Origin of the sequence: Streptomyces sp. CG4, assembly GCF_041080655.1 — a bacterium.
GTDB lineage: Bacteria > Actinomycetota > Actinomycetes > Streptomycetales > Streptomycetaceae > Streptomyces.
Genome location: NZ_CP163525.1, coordinates 4,619,769 through 4,634,805, shown reverse-complemented (window position 1 = coordinate 4,634,805; position 15,037 = coordinate 4,619,769). Strand labels below are relative to the sequence as shown.

The 15,037-nt window shown below is 73.3% G+C and carries 16 protein-coding genes and 1 pseudogene; 11 read left to right on the top strand and 6 right to left on the bottom strand.

The window, feature by feature from the left end; all coding sequences use genetic code 11:
- Window positions 1-44: 44 nt before the first annotated feature.
- Window positions 45-575, bottom strand: coding sequence for a hypothetical protein (locus AB5L52_RS21075; RefSeq protein WP_369365609.1), 531 nt, complete (start codon window positions 573-575; stop codon window positions 45-47).
- A gap of 67 nt (window positions 576-642) precedes the next feature.
- Window positions 643-1,497, bottom strand: a complete 855-nt coding sequence (locus AB5L52_RS21070; protein ID WP_369365607.1) for a hypothetical protein — start codon at window positions 1,495-1,497, stop codon at window positions 643-645.
- A 191-nt stretch (window positions 1,498-1,688) separates the two neighbouring features.
- Between AB5L52_RS21070 and AB5L52_RS21065 the strand changes: the two genes are divergently transcribed.
- Both AB5L52_RS21065 and AB5L52_RS21060 read left to right on the top strand, forming a co-directional pair.
- A complete protein-coding gene (locus tag AB5L52_RS21065) occupies window positions 1,689-2,462 on the top strand; it encodes a VOC family protein (RefSeq protein WP_369365605.1) in 774 nt (257 codons plus the stop codon).
- 156 nt (window positions 2,463-2,618) lie between these two features.
- Window positions 2,619-3,374, top strand: coding sequence for a GntR family transcriptional regulator (locus AB5L52_RS21060; protein ID WP_351017338.1), 756 nt, complete (start codon window positions 2,619-2,621; stop codon window positions 3,372-3,374).
- Between the two features lie 43 nt (window positions 3,375-3,417).
- Here AB5L52_RS21060 and AB5L52_RS21055 read toward each other — a convergent pair whose 3' ends face one another.
- The gene (locus AB5L52_RS21055) at window positions 3,418-3,876 is read right to left on the bottom strand and encodes a VOC family protein (protein WP_369365602.1); all 459 of its coding nucleotides are present in this window, start codon (window positions 3,874-3,876) and stop codon (window positions 3,418-3,420) included.
- Window positions 3,877-3,935: 59 nt separating this feature from the next.
- On the opposite strand from AB5L52_RS21055, the gene AB5L52_RS21050 reads away from it, so the two are divergent.
- Window positions 3,936-5,558: an esterase-like activity of phytase family protein gene (locus tag AB5L52_RS21050; RefSeq protein WP_369365600.1), complete on the top strand. Its 1,623-nt coding sequence runs from the start codon at window positions 3,936-3,938 to the stop codon at window positions 5,556-5,558.
- 21 nt (window positions 5,559-5,579) lie between these two features.
- Here the strand turns inward: AB5L52_RS21050 and AB5L52_RS21045 are convergent, their stop codons facing one another.
- The gene (locus AB5L52_RS21045; protein ID WP_369368945.1) at window positions 5,580-6,740 is read right to left on the bottom strand and encodes an alpha-hydroxy-acid oxidizing protein; all 1,161 of its coding nucleotides are present in this window, start codon (window positions 6,738-6,740) and stop codon (window positions 5,580-5,582) included.
- A 161-nt stretch (window positions 6,741-6,901) separates the two neighbouring features.
- Here AB5L52_RS21045 and AB5L52_RS21040 point away from each other — a divergent pair, with 161 nt between their 5' ends.
- Window positions 6,902-7,717, top strand: a complete 816-nt coding sequence (locus AB5L52_RS21040; RefSeq protein ID WP_369365598.1) for a cutinase family protein — start codon at window positions 6,902-6,904, stop codon at window positions 7,715-7,717.
- A gap of 82 nt (window positions 7,718-7,799) precedes the next feature.
- On the opposite strand, the gene AB5L52_RS21035 is transcribed toward AB5L52_RS21040, so the two are convergent.
- Entirely contained in the window at window positions 7,800-10,826 is a 3,027-nt protein-coding gene (locus AB5L52_RS21035) for a BTAD domain-containing putative transcriptional regulator (RefSeq protein ID WP_369365596.1), read from the bottom strand.
- Between the two features lie 193 nt (window positions 10,827-11,019).
- On the opposite strand from AB5L52_RS21035, the gene AB5L52_RS21030 reads away from it, so the two are divergent.
- From AB5L52_RS21030 to AB5L52_RS21005, 6 genes and pseudogenes are all read left to right on the top strand, one after another.
- The gene (locus AB5L52_RS21030; RefSeq protein ID WP_369365594.1) at window positions 11,020-11,277 is read left to right on the top strand and encodes a hypothetical protein; all 258 of its coding nucleotides are present in this window, start codon (window positions 11,020-11,022) and stop codon (window positions 11,275-11,277) included.
- A 205-nt stretch (window positions 11,278-11,482) separates the two neighbouring features.
- Entirely contained in the window at window positions 11,483-11,665 is a 183-nt protein-coding gene (locus tag AB5L52_RS21025) for a hypothetical protein (RefSeq protein WP_369369092.1), read from the top strand.
- A pseudogene (locus tag AB5L52_RS21020) lies at window positions 11,599-12,150 on the top strand (nitrate- and nitrite sensing domain-containing protein); the annotation flags it as partial. The gene AB5L52_RS21025 and the pseudogene AB5L52_RS21020, both read left to right, overlap by 67 nt.
- A gap of 557 nt (window positions 12,151-12,707) precedes the next feature.
- Complete coding sequence (locus tag AB5L52_RS21015; protein WP_369369091.1) at window positions 12,708-13,022, top strand: hypothetical protein; 315 nt, start codon at window positions 12,708-12,710, stop codon at window positions 13,020-13,022.
- On the top strand, window positions 13,019-13,252 hold the full coding sequence (locus tag AB5L52_RS21010) for a hypothetical protein (protein ID WP_369369090.1): 234 nt from the start codon (window positions 13,019-13,021) through the stop codon (window positions 13,250-13,252). The genes AB5L52_RS21015 and AB5L52_RS21010 overlap by 4 nt, the downstream gene beginning before the upstream one ends.
- A gap of 124 nt (window positions 13,253-13,376) precedes the next feature.
- Window positions 13,377-13,502 carry a hypothetical protein gene (locus AB5L52_RS21005; protein WP_369365592.1) on the top strand — a complete coding sequence of 42 codons (126 nt, stop codon included), beginning with the start codon at window positions 13,377-13,379 and terminating at the stop codon, window positions 13,500-13,502.
- A 3-nt stretch (window positions 13,503-13,505) separates the two neighbouring features.
- Here the strand turns inward: AB5L52_RS21005 and AB5L52_RS21000 are convergent, their stop codons facing one another.
- Complete coding sequence (locus tag AB5L52_RS21000; protein WP_369365590.1) at window positions 13,506-14,222, bottom strand: hypothetical protein; 717 nt, start codon at window positions 14,220-14,222, stop codon at window positions 13,506-13,508.
- An 89-nt stretch (window positions 14,223-14,311) separates the two neighbouring features.
- On the opposite strand from AB5L52_RS21000, the gene AB5L52_RS20995 reads away from it, so the two are divergent.
- On the top strand, window positions 14,312-14,821 hold the full coding sequence (locus AB5L52_RS20995) for a DinB family protein (RefSeq protein ID WP_351017360.1): 510 nt from the start codon (window positions 14,312-14,314) through the stop codon (window positions 14,819-14,821).
- Window positions 14,822-15,037: the final 216 nt, after the last annotated feature.

The following is a 15,037-nucleotide window of genomic DNA, read 5'->3' as shown; positions in this document are numbered from 1 at the left end:
GCGCCGCTACCGGAAGTGAGCCGGGAAGCCGGGGCCGTCCGCCGTCAGCAGCCGTTGTCCGGGTACAGCGGGACGAACTGGACGCGGGTGCGGGCGTCGGCGTCGACGACACGGTCGTAGTCGCTGCGTTCGACGCGGAACCAGACGTCGTTGCGCTCCCGGTCGCCGTTGACGTCGTCCAGGCGGACGCACCAGCGCTCCGGGCGCAGCTCCCTGCGGTACGTCTCGGTGCCGCTCCGCACCTGGTGACAGTCCTGGTAGTGCTCGGTGGTGTACCAGGTGCGGGTCCGGCGGCGGCTGCCGGAGCCGGAGCTCGCGGTGTGGCGGACCTGGCGGGTGCCGGTCGTGCACCTTCGGACCAGGTGGGGGCGGGTGGCCCGGGTGGTCGTCCGGGTGAGGTGGCGGAGCGTGTCCTTGATGCCGTGGACGGGGACCGGGGAGGGGGAGGCGACGACGGCGCCCGGGGACGCCGTGCCCGCGTGGGCGGCGTCGGTTCCGTGGCCGCCGCCGCACGCGGCGAGCGCGCCCAGCAGGACCGCCGTCACACCGGCGGTCCTCAGGCGGTTCCCGAACATGTGTCTGTCTCCCCGTTCCCCCGTGGCCGGAGGCGTAGCGTAACCGATCACCGCATCGCCGGCCCGGTCAGCCGAGGCAGACCAGGACCAGGCAGAGCTGGTGGGACGAGGGCGACGCCGGGTCCGGGGCGGACGCGGAGGTACCGCCGCTGCCGGTGGTGCCCGTGGGGGCGGAAGACGTCGGCTGGGTCTGCGTACCGGAGGACGACGGTGTAGTGCTCCGCGGGAGCGGGACGGGCGCCGCGGCCGGTGCGGACTGTGTGGTCGGTTGAGCCGCCGTCACGGCCGCGGTGGTGTGCGGGTGCTGGGCCGGCTGTGCCGTGTGCGGTGCGGCGGCGAGGGTCTGCTGGTGGGGGACGTCGGCCGTGGGTGTCCACGCCGCCGCGGGTGTGGCGGGCGTGTGCCGGTGCGTGGCCGCGGGCTGGGCCGGGGCGGACGCGGGCCCGCTGGGCGCGGCCGACGGGTGCTCGGTGAGGCCCATGCTCCGGTTGTCCGGCGCGCTGGCCGCCTGGGCCCGGCCGCCGGAGCCGCGGTCCATCGAGGCGACCGTCAGGCCACCGCCGACGAGTGCGACGGCGGTCGCCACCACGGCCCGGCGCTGGTTCTTCTTCCAGCGCGCCAGCTGCCGGCGCCGGGCCGCGCGTCCCTGCGGAGCGGCCGGGGCGTCCGTGACATCGGCGGACGGCTTGGCGGACGGTGCGGCGGCGGGCAGCCCGGCGGGGAGTTCCTCGGTGCCGAACCAGCCCTCGGCGGACATCTCAGGAGCCGGCGCCGCGAACCACCGCTGGTCGGCGAGCGGCGCCGACTGCTCGGGGCGGCTGCCGCGGGTACCGGGCGGGGCTATGTCGGGGGCGTAGGCACCGCACCCGGGACAGACCAGGGCGCCGTTGAGGTGGCGGCGGCACGAGGAGCAGTAGTCCATCTACGGTCTTCCTGAGTCCAGGGGGAGCGGGCGTCCGTCACGCTAACGAGGCTTTCGAAAGGCTGTGTGCAGCCCGTGTGGCACTCCTGCGCAGATTCGTGGGTTCCTTTCCCCGTGTCCCAGCCAGGTCCGTGCCGTTTCCGTCGGCATAGTGGCGGGCGGCTCCGCACCGGACCGGCAGGAGGAAACGCATGCTCGGCACAGATTTCCGCACCGGGTCGCCCATCTGGATCGACCTCGGCAGCCCCGACACACAGGCGGCCACGGCCTTCTACCACGCCGTCTTCGGCTGGGAGTTCGTCTCCGCCGGCCCGGAGGCGGGCGGCTACGGCTACTTCCAGAAGAACGGCGGCACGGTGGCCGCCCTCGGCCCGCTGACCGAGGCGGAGGCGCGGTCCGCCTGGATGACGTACTTCCGTACCGCCGACGCCCGCGCCACGAGCCGGGCCGTGACCGACGCGGGCGGTACGGTGCGCGCCGAGCCCATGACCATCGGCGACGCCACCTTCGCCCAGTTCACCGACCCGCAGGGCGCGCAGTTCGCGGTGCTCCAGTCCGACAAGGGCCTGCAGCGGGCCTCGGAGGACGACACACTGGTCTGGGTGGAGCTGCACGTCGGCGACCCGGACGCGGCCGTCGGCTTCTACCGCGGGCTGTTCGGCTGGCGTGCCGAGCCGATGCAGGCGCCGGGCATGACGTACCAGGTGCTCAGCGTCGCGGAGGGCGATCAGCAGCAGGGGTCCTTCGGCGGGGTGGCGCCGCTGCAGGACGCGCGGGAGGAGGCGCGCTGGGTGCCGTACTTCGCCGTGGCCGACGCGGACGCGCTCGTCACCGCCGTGCGCGACAACGGCGGCACGGTGCTGATGCCGGCGGTGAACGTCCCCGGCGTCGGCCGTATCGCCTGGCTGGCCGACCCGGCCCAGGCGGTGTTCGCCGTACTCAGGCCGGACCCGCGCCAGGCCTGACCCGGATCCGGCACCACGGTCGCCCTCGTGCACGGAGCGCAGTGCTGCTCCAGTAGCCCGGAACCGGTGCAGTAGCTTGCGAATCCGCCCGGAAACTCCGCCCTGAGTCTCCGTCCGGATTCATGTCACCGACCGTCACCCACGGGAGAGTCCCCCATGCCCCGACAGGCGCCGTATCTCGCCGTGGCCGACGCGTTGCGCGCCCGGGTGCTCGCGGGGGAGTGGGAGCTCGGCGAGCGGCTGCCGTCCCGGGCGCGGCTCGCCGAGGAGTACGGCGTCGGCCGCAATGTGCTGCAGCGGGCCGTGGACCGCCTGATCGTCGAGGGCCTGCTGGAAGGACGCGCGGGCTCGGGCACCTACGTCCGCACCCCGCGCGAGCGCCTGCGGATGCTCCGTTCGTGGCACCGCGAGCACCGGGGCGCCCGCGCCCTCGCCGGGCTGCCGGAGCGGGGGCGGGCCGGCACCTGGGACGCCCACACCCTGGTACGCGTCCCCGCCCCCGAGCCCATCGCCGAACGGCTCGCCATCAGCCCCGGCGACCTCTGCGTCAACACGCAGTACGAGTTCCTCGCCGACGGGCTGCCCGTCCAGCTCTCCGACTCCTGGGAGCCGATGGCCGTCACGGAGGGCACACCGGTCGTCCTGCCCGAGCGCGGCCCGCTCGCCGGCCAGGGCGTCGTGGCGCGCCTGCGCTCGATCGGCGTGACCGTCGAGACCGTCGTCGAGCTGCCCCGCCCCGCCCGCGCCGACCGCGCCGAGGCGAACCTCCTCGGAATCGGCGTCGGGGACCTGGTGCTCCGCATCGAGCGCACGATCCACGACTCCGACGGCCGCCCGGTGGAGACCGCCGACATCGTGGTCCCGGACGTACGCCGCGAAGTGGTCTACGAGTTCGCGGTGGACGCGAGGTGAACCGCGCCATGCCCCTACGCGCGACCAGGCCACACCGCGCCGCTCACGCCGGCAGGTTGAGCTGCCAGGAGACGCTGAACCGGTCGTTGATCCAGCCGAACCTGGCGCTGAAGCCGTAGTCGCCGAGCGGCATGAGTTCCGTGCCGCCTTCGGCGAGGGCCGTGTAGAGGCGGTCGAGTTCGGCCTCGTCCGCGCACTGCACGAACAGGGAGATCGCGGGTGTGAAGGTGAAGTCGTGCTGCACGGGGCTGTCGACGCACATGAGCTGCCGGCCGGCCGGCGAGAACGTCGCGTGCCGCACGGTCCCTTCCTTGCCGGGTCCCTCGGCGCCGTAGCGCGTGACGTGGACGACCTCGGAGTCGTCGAAGAGGGAGACGTAGAAGGTCATCGCGTCCTCGGCGTTGTGCGGAGGGCCACGGTAGCGCCGGGGCCCGGCCGCACCGGCCCGCCGAGGCGCGACATGCTTTACCCGGTCCCTACCTTCCGGACGACCTCCGGCCATGCGTGGTGCCCAGACTGCCGCTCGCGCGTCATCGTGACGCGTGTCGAGGAGGGGATCAGATGAACCGTCCGGGAATCGTGACCGCCGCCGCCACGGCCGTCGTCCTGTCCCTGGCCGGCACCGGACCGGCCGGCGCCCATGCCGGTACGCCGAAGCTCCGGGCACGCGACGACGCCTACACCGCGCACGCAGGGAAGACGCTGACCGTCGGCGCGCGGCACGGCGTTCTGGCCGACGACAGCGGCAGCCCGGCGACCCTCGTCGCGCACACGAAGACCGCCCACGGCACGCTCGCCCTCGACCAGGACGGTTCGTTCCGCTACACCCCCGACCCCGGCTACCACGGCACCGACACCTTCACCTACCGGATCAGCGACGCCGTACGGCTGTACCGGACCCGTCTCAAGCCGCTCGCCGTCATCGGCGGGGTGCCGGTCACCGCCGGGGGGTACGGTTCGTCGCTGTACCCGGTGCCCGGCGCGAAGGACGAGTTCTACGGCCTCACCGACCGGGGCCCGAACGTCGACGCGCCGAACGGCGAAAAGGCGCTGCCGCTGCCGGACTTCGACCCCGCGATCGGGAAGTTCCGGCTGACGGGCACCAAGGCGGTACTGGAGCGGACCATCCCGCTGCGCGCCGCCGACGGCACCCCGTACAACGGGCTCGTCAACTCCCGGGCGAGCACCGGCGAGAACCTCGTCGACCTGAACGGCAAGGCGCTGCCGCACTCCCCGTACGGCTACGACTCCGAAGGCCTGGTGGCCCTGCGCGACGGCACCTTCTGGGTGTCGGACGAGTACGGCCCGTACCTCACGCACTTCGACCGCCACGGCCGCGCCATCGAGCGGCTCTCCCCCTTCGACGGCTCGCTCCCGGCCGAACTGGCCAGGCGCGTGGCCAACAAGGGCATGGAAGGGCTGACCGTGACCCCCGACGGACACACCCTCGTCGGCATGATGCAGTCCGCGCTCCAGCAGCCCGACCTGCCGAGCGGCGTCAAGACCAAGAGCGTCACCACGCTGCGCATCGTCACCTGCGACCTGGGCACCCACGCCACACACGAGTACGTGTACCTGCTCGACGACCCCAGGACGAACGGCGGCGCGGTCAGCGAGATCACCGCGCTGGGCGGCACCCGCTTCCTCGTCGACGAACGGGACGGCAACACCGAACCGGGCGCCTACAAGAAGCTGTTCGCCATCGACCTCTCCGGCGCCACGGACGTCGGCCCGTCGGCCACGGTGCCGGGTGCGTCGTACGACGCGGCAAAAGGCGGTCTCCTCGTCGGCTCGTCCCGGCAGACGATCGAGGCCTCCGTGGGCGCCGGGAACACGGCGGCCGCCACGTCCGCCCTGAAGTCCGTGGGTATCACCCCGGTCGCCAAGACCCTCGGCCTCGACCTCGGCGCCCTGCTCACCGGCCTCGACCCGACCGGCGGCTTCTTCGGCCACGACAAGATCGAGGGTGTCGCCACGACGGACGGCGGCCGCACCCTCGTCGTCAGCAACGACAGCGACTTCGGCGTCGACGGGATCTCCGGCACGACCCCGGCCCCGCCCTACGCCCTGCACGCCAAGACCCTCCCGGACGGCACGCAGGACGACGGCGAGTACCTGGCCGTCGACACCACCCGCCTGCCCGCCGCGACCAGCACGGCGACCGTGACGATCACCGTCGAGTGACCCCCGGCCGGCCGGCTGGTCTCAGCGGACGCGGTGCAGGGCGTCCGGGGTGAGGTCGGCCAGGGTGGGGTAGCCGTCGACGGCCATGAGGAGGTCGGCCTCGGCGAGCAGGGTGCGCAGGACGTGGACGATGCCGTCGGTGCCGTCGAGGGCCAGGCCGTACGCGTAGGGGCGGCCGACGCCGACGGCCCGCGCGCCCAGGGCGAGTGCCTTGACGATGTCGGAGCCGGAGCGGACGCCGGAGTCGAACAGGACGGGCAGCTCCCCGGCGGCCTCGACCACGGACGGCAGGCAGTGCAGCGCGGGCAGTCCGCCGTTGGCCTGGCGTCCCCCGTGGTTGGAGCAGTAGAGGCCGTCCACGCCCGCGTCCTTGGCGCGGCGGGCGTCGTCGGGGTGGCTGATGCCCTTGAGGATCAGCGGCAGGTCGGTGATCGAGCGCAGCCAGGGCAGGTCGTCCCAGGTGAGCGGGTTGCCGAAGATCTGGGCCCAGTGCAGCACCGCGGCCCCGGGGTCGTCCTCGGGGGCCTTGGCGAGGCGGGCGCGGAAGACCGGGTCGCTGGTGTAGTTGGCCAGGCAATGGCCGCGCAGCTGGGGGAAGTTGCTGACGGCCAGATCGCGCGGGCGCCAGCCGGTGATCCAGGTGTCGAGGGTGACCACGATGCCCTTGAACCCGGCCTGCTCGGCACGGTGGACCAGGCTCTCGGCCAGCTCCCGGTCGGTCGGGGTGTAGAGCTGGAAGAAGCCGGGAGTGCCGCCGAACTCGCCGGCCACCTGCTCCATCGGGTCGACGGTCAGGGTGGAGGCGACCATCGGCACCCCGGTCCGGGCGGCGGCGCGCGCGGTGGCGAGGTCGCCGTGGCCGTCCTGGGCGCACAGCCCGATCACCCCGACCGGGGCCATGAACAGGGGAGAGGGCAGGCGCATGCCGAACAGGTCCACCGACAGGTCCCGCTCCTTCGCCCCGACCAGCATGCGCGGGACGAGCCCCCACTGCTCGAAGGCGGTGACGTTGGCCCGTTGGGTGTGCTCGTCCCCGGCGCCGCCCGCGACGTAGGAGCGCACCGACGGGGGCAGCGCGGCCTGGGCGAGCGGCTCCAGTTCGCCGTAGGTCATCGGCAGCCGCGGCACCACCCCGCGCAGCCCGTCGAAGTAGATCTCGTTCTGATAATCGGCGAACGCCATGATCCGGTCCTCCTGCTCCGGCCCGCCGAGCACGGCCACTGGGTCCGACAGCCGTGCTGCCAGCGGGGTCATCGGTATGTCAGTGCGATGTGAACCCCCGTGCCTAGTGTCCCAGTTGTTCGTTGCCGGGCAGGTCCACAACCCCAGGGGGAGATCAGACGATGTCGAAAACGAGCAGGCTGGCACGGGCCGTTCGCACCGCGGCCATGACGGCGGCGCTGACGGCCGGCGCCGCCGTCGCGTTCCCCGCCGCCGCGCACGCGGCCGACGCGGACCACTACTACATCGAGATCGGCGGCACGGGCGCCACGAGTCACACTCCCGGCTGCCCCACCACCACCTCGTCCTACAACGAGGCCAACGCGGCGCTCCAACTCGGCGACCACGCCGTCGAGGTGTGCTATCCGGCCACGGCCGGCCCGTTCATCGGTCCAGGCGGTCCGCTCATCGACCTCCAGAGCCTGCAGTTCCACCCCGACGCCGTCACCGCGCCGAACTACGACGCCAGCGTGCAGCAGGGCTACCAGGAGGCGTTGCGGGTGGCGCAGGACACTCACCGCGACCACCCGGACGCGCTCATCACGATCTCCGGCTACTCCCAGGGCGCCCAGGCCGCGGACCAGGTGCTCCAGACGATCGCGAGCGGCGCCACCGACATTCCGCGCTCGCAGGTCAACGGCATGCTCTACGCCGACCCGATGCAGCCCGGCACCGGTTTCACGGCCCAGATCCCGAAGGGCTGGGGCGTGCCCGGGTTCACCTCCCCGGGCGCCGGGCCCGCGGAGTTCAACGGCATCCCGGTCACCCGGTACTGCATCCACGGCGACCCGGTGTGCGACGCGTCCCTCCTGAACGCGCCCGGCTACTTCAACCTGCACGGGAACTACCCGCAGCGCGGCAACGTCATCGCCCAGACCCTCGGCGACGCCGGCGGCGACGGGATCCTGTGGCGGAACCCCGCCGGGGACCCGGCCTAGGCGCCAGGCAGTAGGGAGCAAGGAGCAACAGCGGCCCGGCCGACCGTACTTCGGCCGGGCCGAACCCGCCGCCACCCGGTGGCTACGCTTCGTCGGCTCCCGGCTGTTGCCGCCGGCGGTCGAGGTCGTCCAGCGCGCGGGAGATTCTCGCGCGGTTGGCGTCGGCGTCGGGAAGGGTGGTGGCCCGCTCGAAGAAGTCGCGGGCGCCGGCCAGGTCTTCCGCCACGGCGCCGTGCCAGAGCAGTCGATGGCGTATCGCGATCTCCGACGCGGTGCCGGTCTGCTCGTCCAGTATCGCGTGTGCCCGGCGCTGGAGTTCGGCCGCCGCCCCGGGGTTGCCCAGGTCGGCCTCCGCCGTGGACAGCCTGGCGAGGACGGCGGAGTACAGGGGAAGGTCCCCCAGTCGTCTGGCCAGGTCCTCGGCCTTGCCGAGGGTGCCCGCCGCCTCGGCCGGCCGGCCGAGGTCGAGTTGGAGGCGACCGAGGCGGAGCAGCGTCTTGCCGAGGAGCCTGGGGCTGCCCGCCTTCTCGGCGAGGGCGATCGCCTCCAGGTAGCGGTCGTTCGCCTTGTCGTACTCCCCGAGCTGGTGGTGGACGTCGCCGACGCGGGTCATGACCGACCCCGTGAGCCAGTCGTCGTGCGTCAACTCCCCCGCCAGGGCGAGGACTTCAGCGAAGTGCGCCATGGACTCCGCGATCCGCCCCTCCAGATTGGCGAAGGTCCCGAGACCGGCCGCGGCTCTGGCCTGCTCATGCCGGTCACCGGCCCGGCGGCTGATGTCCAGCGCCTCCGTGAACCAGGCGCGGGCCTGCTGGTACCGGCCCTGCAGCCCGTACATGATGCCCATGCCCGTGCGCAGGGCGGAGTCCATCCGGCGGTCACCGGCCTGAGCGACCCTCGGCAGCAGCAGCTCCAGCGCGGTACGGCACTCGTGGAACCGGCCCTGCCGGGTGAAGTAGTCGACCAGGCCCTCGGCGATCCAGCAGGCCTCGTCCAGCCAGCCCGCGGCCGCCGCCTGCCCGATCACGTCGACCAGTTCACCGCCCGCCGCGTCCAGCCAGATCGTGGCCTCCTCCCAGTCCGTGAACGGCCCGGTGCCCTGCGGGCCGGTCGGGTAGGACGTGGTGCCCCAGTCGCCGGCGCAGCGGGCGGCGGCCACGTACAGCCGGAGCACCCGGCCCCGGGCCGCCACGGCCTCGTCGGGTGCCGCGGCGGCGACGCGCCGGGCGTAGACCGCCACCAGGTCGTGCAACCGGTAGCGGTCGGCGGTCACCCGCTGCACCAGGCTGGCGTCGGCCAGGCTCTCCAGGGTGCGCTCGGCGTCGGCGGGCGTCCCGTCGAGCAGGGCGGCCAGCGTCAGCCGGTCCAGCCGTATGGCGGGCGAGACGCCCAGCGCGCGGAAGGCACGCTGCTCGGCGGCCGGAAGCTGGTCGTAGGAGATCCGGAACGCGGCCTCGACGCTGCGGTCCTCCACCGCGAGTTCGTCGAGCCGGCGCTCGCCGTCGGCCAGCCGCGCCACCAGCGCTTCCACCGCCCACAACGGGCGATCCTGGATCCGCGCCCCGACGATCCGCAACGCCAGCGGAAGCCGCCCGCACAGCGCGGCCAGTTCGCGTACGGCCACCCGCTCGCGCTCGGCCCCCGCGCCGCCGACGATACGGGTCAGCAGCCCCGCCGCCTCGTCGAGGCCGAGCGGGGGCAGCGAGATCCTGCGGTCCGCGTCCAGCCCCGTCAGGCGCCGACGGCTCGTCACCAGCACCACGCTGCCGGCACCGGCGGGCAACAGCGGTCGTACCTGCTCGGCGCGGGCGGCGTCGTCGAGGACGAGGAGCAGCCGCAGGGAGGCGGTCGCCGCCCGCCACGACGCGGTCAACTCGTCCAGGTCCTCGGAGTCGTCCCCCTCCCCGGCCCCCACGGCCCGCAGCAGCCGGCGCAGTACGCGTTGCCGCCCCACCGTCTCCCGGTCCTCGCGGTGCCCGTGCAACTCCACGAACAGGCAGCCGTCGGGGTACTGGTCCCGCAGCGCCCGTGCCGCGCGCACCACCAGCGCGGTCTTCCCGACCCCGGCCATGCCGTCCACGGCCCGTACGGTGACCACGCGGGCGTCGTCGACGGGGGCGACGAGAAGCTGGTGCTCGCGGTCCCGGCCGGTGAAGTTGCCTATTTCTACGGGGAGTTCATGGCGGGCGCGGCGCTGCTGGGGGGCGGGACCCGGACGCCGGGGTCCGGCCGGCCGGTGCGCCGGGTGGTCCGTCTCCGTGCGCTGCGGGGCTGTGCCGCCCCGGCGTACGGCGGCAGTGTCGCCGCCGGTCAGGAACGCGTCGTCGCCGCGCAGGACGGCCTCGTGCACCCTGCGCAGTTCGGTGCCGGGCTCCACGCCCTGCTCCTCCACCAGACGGCGGCGCACCGAGGCGTAGACGTCCAGCGCGTCGGCCTGCCGGTTGCCGGCATGCAGGGCACGCATGAGCAGCGCTGCCAGGGCCTCGTTGTAGGGGTGGGCCGTGGTCAGGGAGAACAGTTCCCCCACCGCCTCGGCGTGCCGTCCCGTGCGGAGCCGGCAGTCCACCAGGTCCTGCACCACCACGAGCCGCTGCTCGGCCAGCCGCAGCCGCTCTCCCGCCGCGAACGGCCCGGGGATTCCGGCCAGGGGCTCGCCGCGGAACAGTCCCAGTGCCGTGGACAGCGCGTCCACGGCGGCGTCCAGGTCTCCGGCGTCCCGCGCCGCGCGCCCTTCGGCGGCGATCTCCTCCCAGCGGGCCACGTCCACCCGCGCGCTGCCCGGGGCGAAGCGATAGCCGCCGCGCACGGTGTCGATCACGGAGTCCGCCGCGTCCTTTCCAGGAGCATCCAGGCAGCGGCGTAACCGGTGCACATAGACCGGGATAACCCGGTCGCCGGTGCCGGGGGGCTCCGCACCCCACACCCCGTCGAGCAGCTGCTGCCGGCTGACCGTCCTGCCAGGCCGCAGCAGCAGAGCTGCCAGGACGGCCTGTTCGCGAACCGGCCCGAGCTCCAGACTCGTGTCGCCGCGCCAGGCCAGGAGCGGCCCGAGCAGAGCGAAGCGAAGTTGCTGATTTGCTTCCGTGGACAACTCGCGCGGGATCGGCACACGGGGAGCTTATCCGCCCTGTGGCCACCGGCTAAGCCCCCCACAGGACCTGCGCCTCTCGCGTACGACCACACCACACGGCACCCCCGGATGGCGTTCCCCGATGAGCGCCGCGCGGAATGTCGCACTAGCCTCCGAAATGAGCGCAAAGTGGATCTTCTGATGCGCGCTCCACTCGACCCAAGGAGGAGAAATGCGCAGGCTTTCCAAGGCTGCCGCGGCGGCCGCGGTCATCGCTAGCGTCGGCATCATAGGCACCGGCACCGGCACCACCACCGCGCAAGCCGCGGTCATGCATCGAGGTGGGGGCTGCGATACCGACGACACGAACATTGACGTCCTGGGGGAGGTGGGTGTCGCCAATGGCCTGCTCGGCAACCTGCTGAACGGCGAAGGCGACCCGGGCGCGCAGGAAACCCACGTCGGGACCACGTGCGGAGGCGGGGGGTAGCCGTGCCGCACGGCTCACCGAATTGGGTATCGGCGCCCGGGCCCTGGGCCCGCCGCCCGAGTGGCCGTCAGTGGTCGTTCGTCTCCATGTGAGAGTGGAAGCCAAGGGCCCCGGACCATGACCGGTCCGGGGCCTTTGCGTTGGCTCATCGGCCTGCCGCTCCCGGGTCACTTTGGGGACGTACGGATCCCTGCGGGCAGCGCGCATGGCGATCGTCCTCGCCGTCCCCACCTGTCTGCTCCTCGCCCTGACCGGTCTGGGCGTCGCCGACCGCGCCCACGACTGGTCCGCCGCGCGGGCCACGGAGCCCAGGTCGGCATCGTGCTGCGGGAACAGGATCTCGTCCGCGAGCTCCAGCGCGAACGCGGCCTCACCAACGGCCTGTTGAACGGCGCCGTGCGGTACCGGGACGATGTCCGCAGGCAGCGGATGCGCACCGACGCCGCGCGGACGTCCTTGCGGGCGGCACTCTCGGACGGGAACGGCGATCTGCCCGCGGCCGCGGCCGCCGCCCTGATCGACGCCGGGGGCGCGGGGGCGCCCGACGGTGACCGGCGTATCGCGCAGGGCGTGCAGGCGCTGCAGGCCCTGGCGCGGGCCACGGAGGCGGTGGCCCTCGAACGCGGTTCCCTGAACGGCGTGTTCGCGGCACGGCGGTTCCGCTCCGGCGAGTACCTCGACTTCACCGAGGTCCGGGCCGCGCGGGTCGCCGCCCTCGGCCAGTTCCGCCAACTCGCAAGCGGCGCCGAGCAGTCGGCCCTCGACCGTGCCTTCGCCACGGCTGCCGCCCGCCGCGTCACCGGGTACGAGGCCAAGGCCGCGGCGGGCGCCGACGGCTCGACCCTGGACGTCGATCTCGCCCGCTGGTGGGCCGACATGACGACGCTCGTCGACGATCTGCACGGTGTGCGCAAGCAGGTCGGGGACGACGTACGGGCCCGGGCGGACCAGGTCGGCGGCGCGGCCACCCGGGAACTCGCCGGCTTCCTGGCGCTGGGCGCGCTGATCCTGGCCGTGGCCTCCGCGCTCGCGGTGTTCTCGGCCCGCTCCATCACCCGCCCCCTGGGCGCCCTGGCCGACGAGGCCGACGCGGTCGCGGGCACCCGGCTGCCGGACGCGGTCAGGTACATCCAGGAGGCCGATCCCGACACCCCGCCGTCCGCGGAGCCCGAGGCGGCCGAAGTCCCCGGCACCGCACGGGAGGTCTCGCGCCCGACCGCCGCCCTGCGCAATGCCGAGCGCACCGCCGTGGGCCTCGCCGTCGAACAGGCCGTGCTGCGGCGCAACAGCACCGAGTCCCTGGCCGGTCTCGGCCGCCGCAACCAGGCGCTCCTGAGCCGCCGGCTCGGGCTGATCACCACCTTGGAGAGCCAGGAGCTCGACCCGGCGCCCTCGCCGAGCTCTTCGAACTCGACCATCTGGCGACCTGCATGCGCCGCAACGCCGAGTCCATGCTGGTCCTCGCCGGCGAGGAGTCCCCGGCCCGCCGCTGGCCCGGTACGGTCACCGTCAGCGAGGTGGTGCAGTCGGCCGTCTCCGAGGCCGAGCAGTACCAGCGGGTCGCCGTCACCGACCTCGAACAGTGCCGCGTCCGGGGCCACTGTGTCGCCGAATTCTCGCACCTGCTGGCGGAGTTGGTGGAGAACGCGCTCCTGTTCAGCCCGCCCCGCCGGCCTGTCACGGTCCACGGCCGCGGGACGGCGGCGAGTACTGCCTGGCCGTGGTCGACCGGGGCATCGGGATGACCGCGCAGCGGATGGCCCGGGCCAACTCCCTGCTGTCCGGCAAGGGCGGTCCGCTGCTCGCCGCGCCCACCCGGTTCCTCGGGCACCACGTCGTCGGCGCGCTCGCGACCCGCCTCGGCGCCCATGTCGAGCTGCGCCCCACGGAGGGCTCGGGCGTCACGGCGTACGTCGCCCTGCCCACCACGCTCGTCCAGCAGCCGGACGCCTCGGCCACCGCGGCGGTCACATGAGCGCTACCGGGGGTCCACCCACAGCGCGGAGGCGATCGCGCAGAGGTCGCCGCTGTCCGGCAAGGGCGGTCCGCTGCTCGCCGCGCCCACCCGGTTCCTCGGGCACCACGTCGTCGGCGCGCTCGTGACCCGCCTCGGCGCCCATGTCGAGCTGCGCCCCACGGAGGGCTCGGGCGTCACGGCGTACGTCGCCCTGCCCACCACGCTCGTCCAGCAGCCGGACGCCTCGGCCACCGCGGCGGTCACGTGAGTGCTACCGGGGGTCCACCCACAGCGCGGAGGCGATCGCGCAGAGGTCGCCCCCGGCCGTGGCCAGGGCAACACCCATCCGGTGCTTGCGCCCTTCCTCCGAGAGGACCCACGCGTACGACACCAGCCGCGCGGCGACCGGCACCGGCCGGAGCAGCCGCCCGGTGAGCGAGGCGGTCACCGCCCCCTCCCGCAGCGTCCCCCGCAGCCGCCCCGCCGCGTTTCCGGGACAGTCGAGCGCGCCCCACACGAGCTCCGGCGGCAGCATGCCCTCGCTGTCGGCGAGCGCGGGCCCGGCCGTCCACGCGGTGGCCACCAGATCGCGTCCCGGTACGACCCCGCAGTGCTGGCGCAGCCCGGTGTCGGGCGTGCGGTCGAGTCCGCACCCGAAGCAGTCCACGGTCCCTTCGGGCGGATCCGCGCGGTATGCCTCGGCGGCCGCCCGCGCCTCGTCCCAGGAGGGCGGTTCGGGCGCCTCGATGTCCAGCTCGTCGGGCGTGGCCACCGCGAGCACCCCGTCCGCGCCGGTCAGTACGGCCCCGCCGTCGGCGGTCGCCGCGAGCTCCACCGGCACCTCCACCGGGGTCGGCCGCCGGAAGTCGACCCGTACGGTCTTGGCCGCCGTCCGACCGGCGAGCACCCCCGCGACATATCCGCCGAACGCCACCCCGGGATACCCTCGCAGCCGGCCGGGCACCCTGATCGTCTCGATGTCGGTCATGGCGCCCACTCCACCACACCCGCCGCCCCGGCGGTCCGCAAGGGCGAGGTACGTCCGAGCCCCGACCGGCTCTCCCCGAGAGGAACCCCGTGACCGTCGAACGCATCGGCCCGCCGCTCTTCGGCACGGAACGCGAGACGCTGCGGGCGTTCCTGGAGTTCCACCGGGCGACCCTGGCGATGAAGTGCGAAGGCCTGACGGAGGAGCAGCTCAAGGAGCGGTCGAGCCCGCCGTCCACCCTCTCCCTGCTCGCCCTGGTCCGTCACCTGGCCGAGGTGGAACGCGCCTGGTTCCGCCGGGTGTTCGACGACAACACCGCCCCGATGCTCTGGTCGCAGAAGGAGTTCGACTTCCAGGCCGCGTACGACACCACGGGCGCGAGCGCCGAGGAGGCGTTCGCGGTGTGGCGGGCCGAGGTCGAACACTCGCGCCGCATCGAGCGCGAGGCCGAGTCCCTGGACCTCGCCGGGCACCAGCCGCGCTGGGGCGAGGACGTGTCCCTGCGGATGGTGATGCTCCACATGATCCTGGAGTACGGCCGCCACAACGGCCACGCGGACTTCCTCCGCGAGGGAGTGGACGGCACGGTCGGCGCCTGACCTCGCGATTCCGTAAGGGATGGGTAAGTAAATTCGGTACCTGCTTTTTACTCGCGTCGACATCCGGTCGAAGGTGAAATAAACCCCTCGTCAATTCTTCCCCATCGACTGGTCGAGATTGCGTATCGAGACCGGTATAAAGACCAGCTCACCTGCCCAAACAGGATGTTTTGACGTACGTTCAATTTGTCTGATTCTTATGTGCGGTGGCGAACC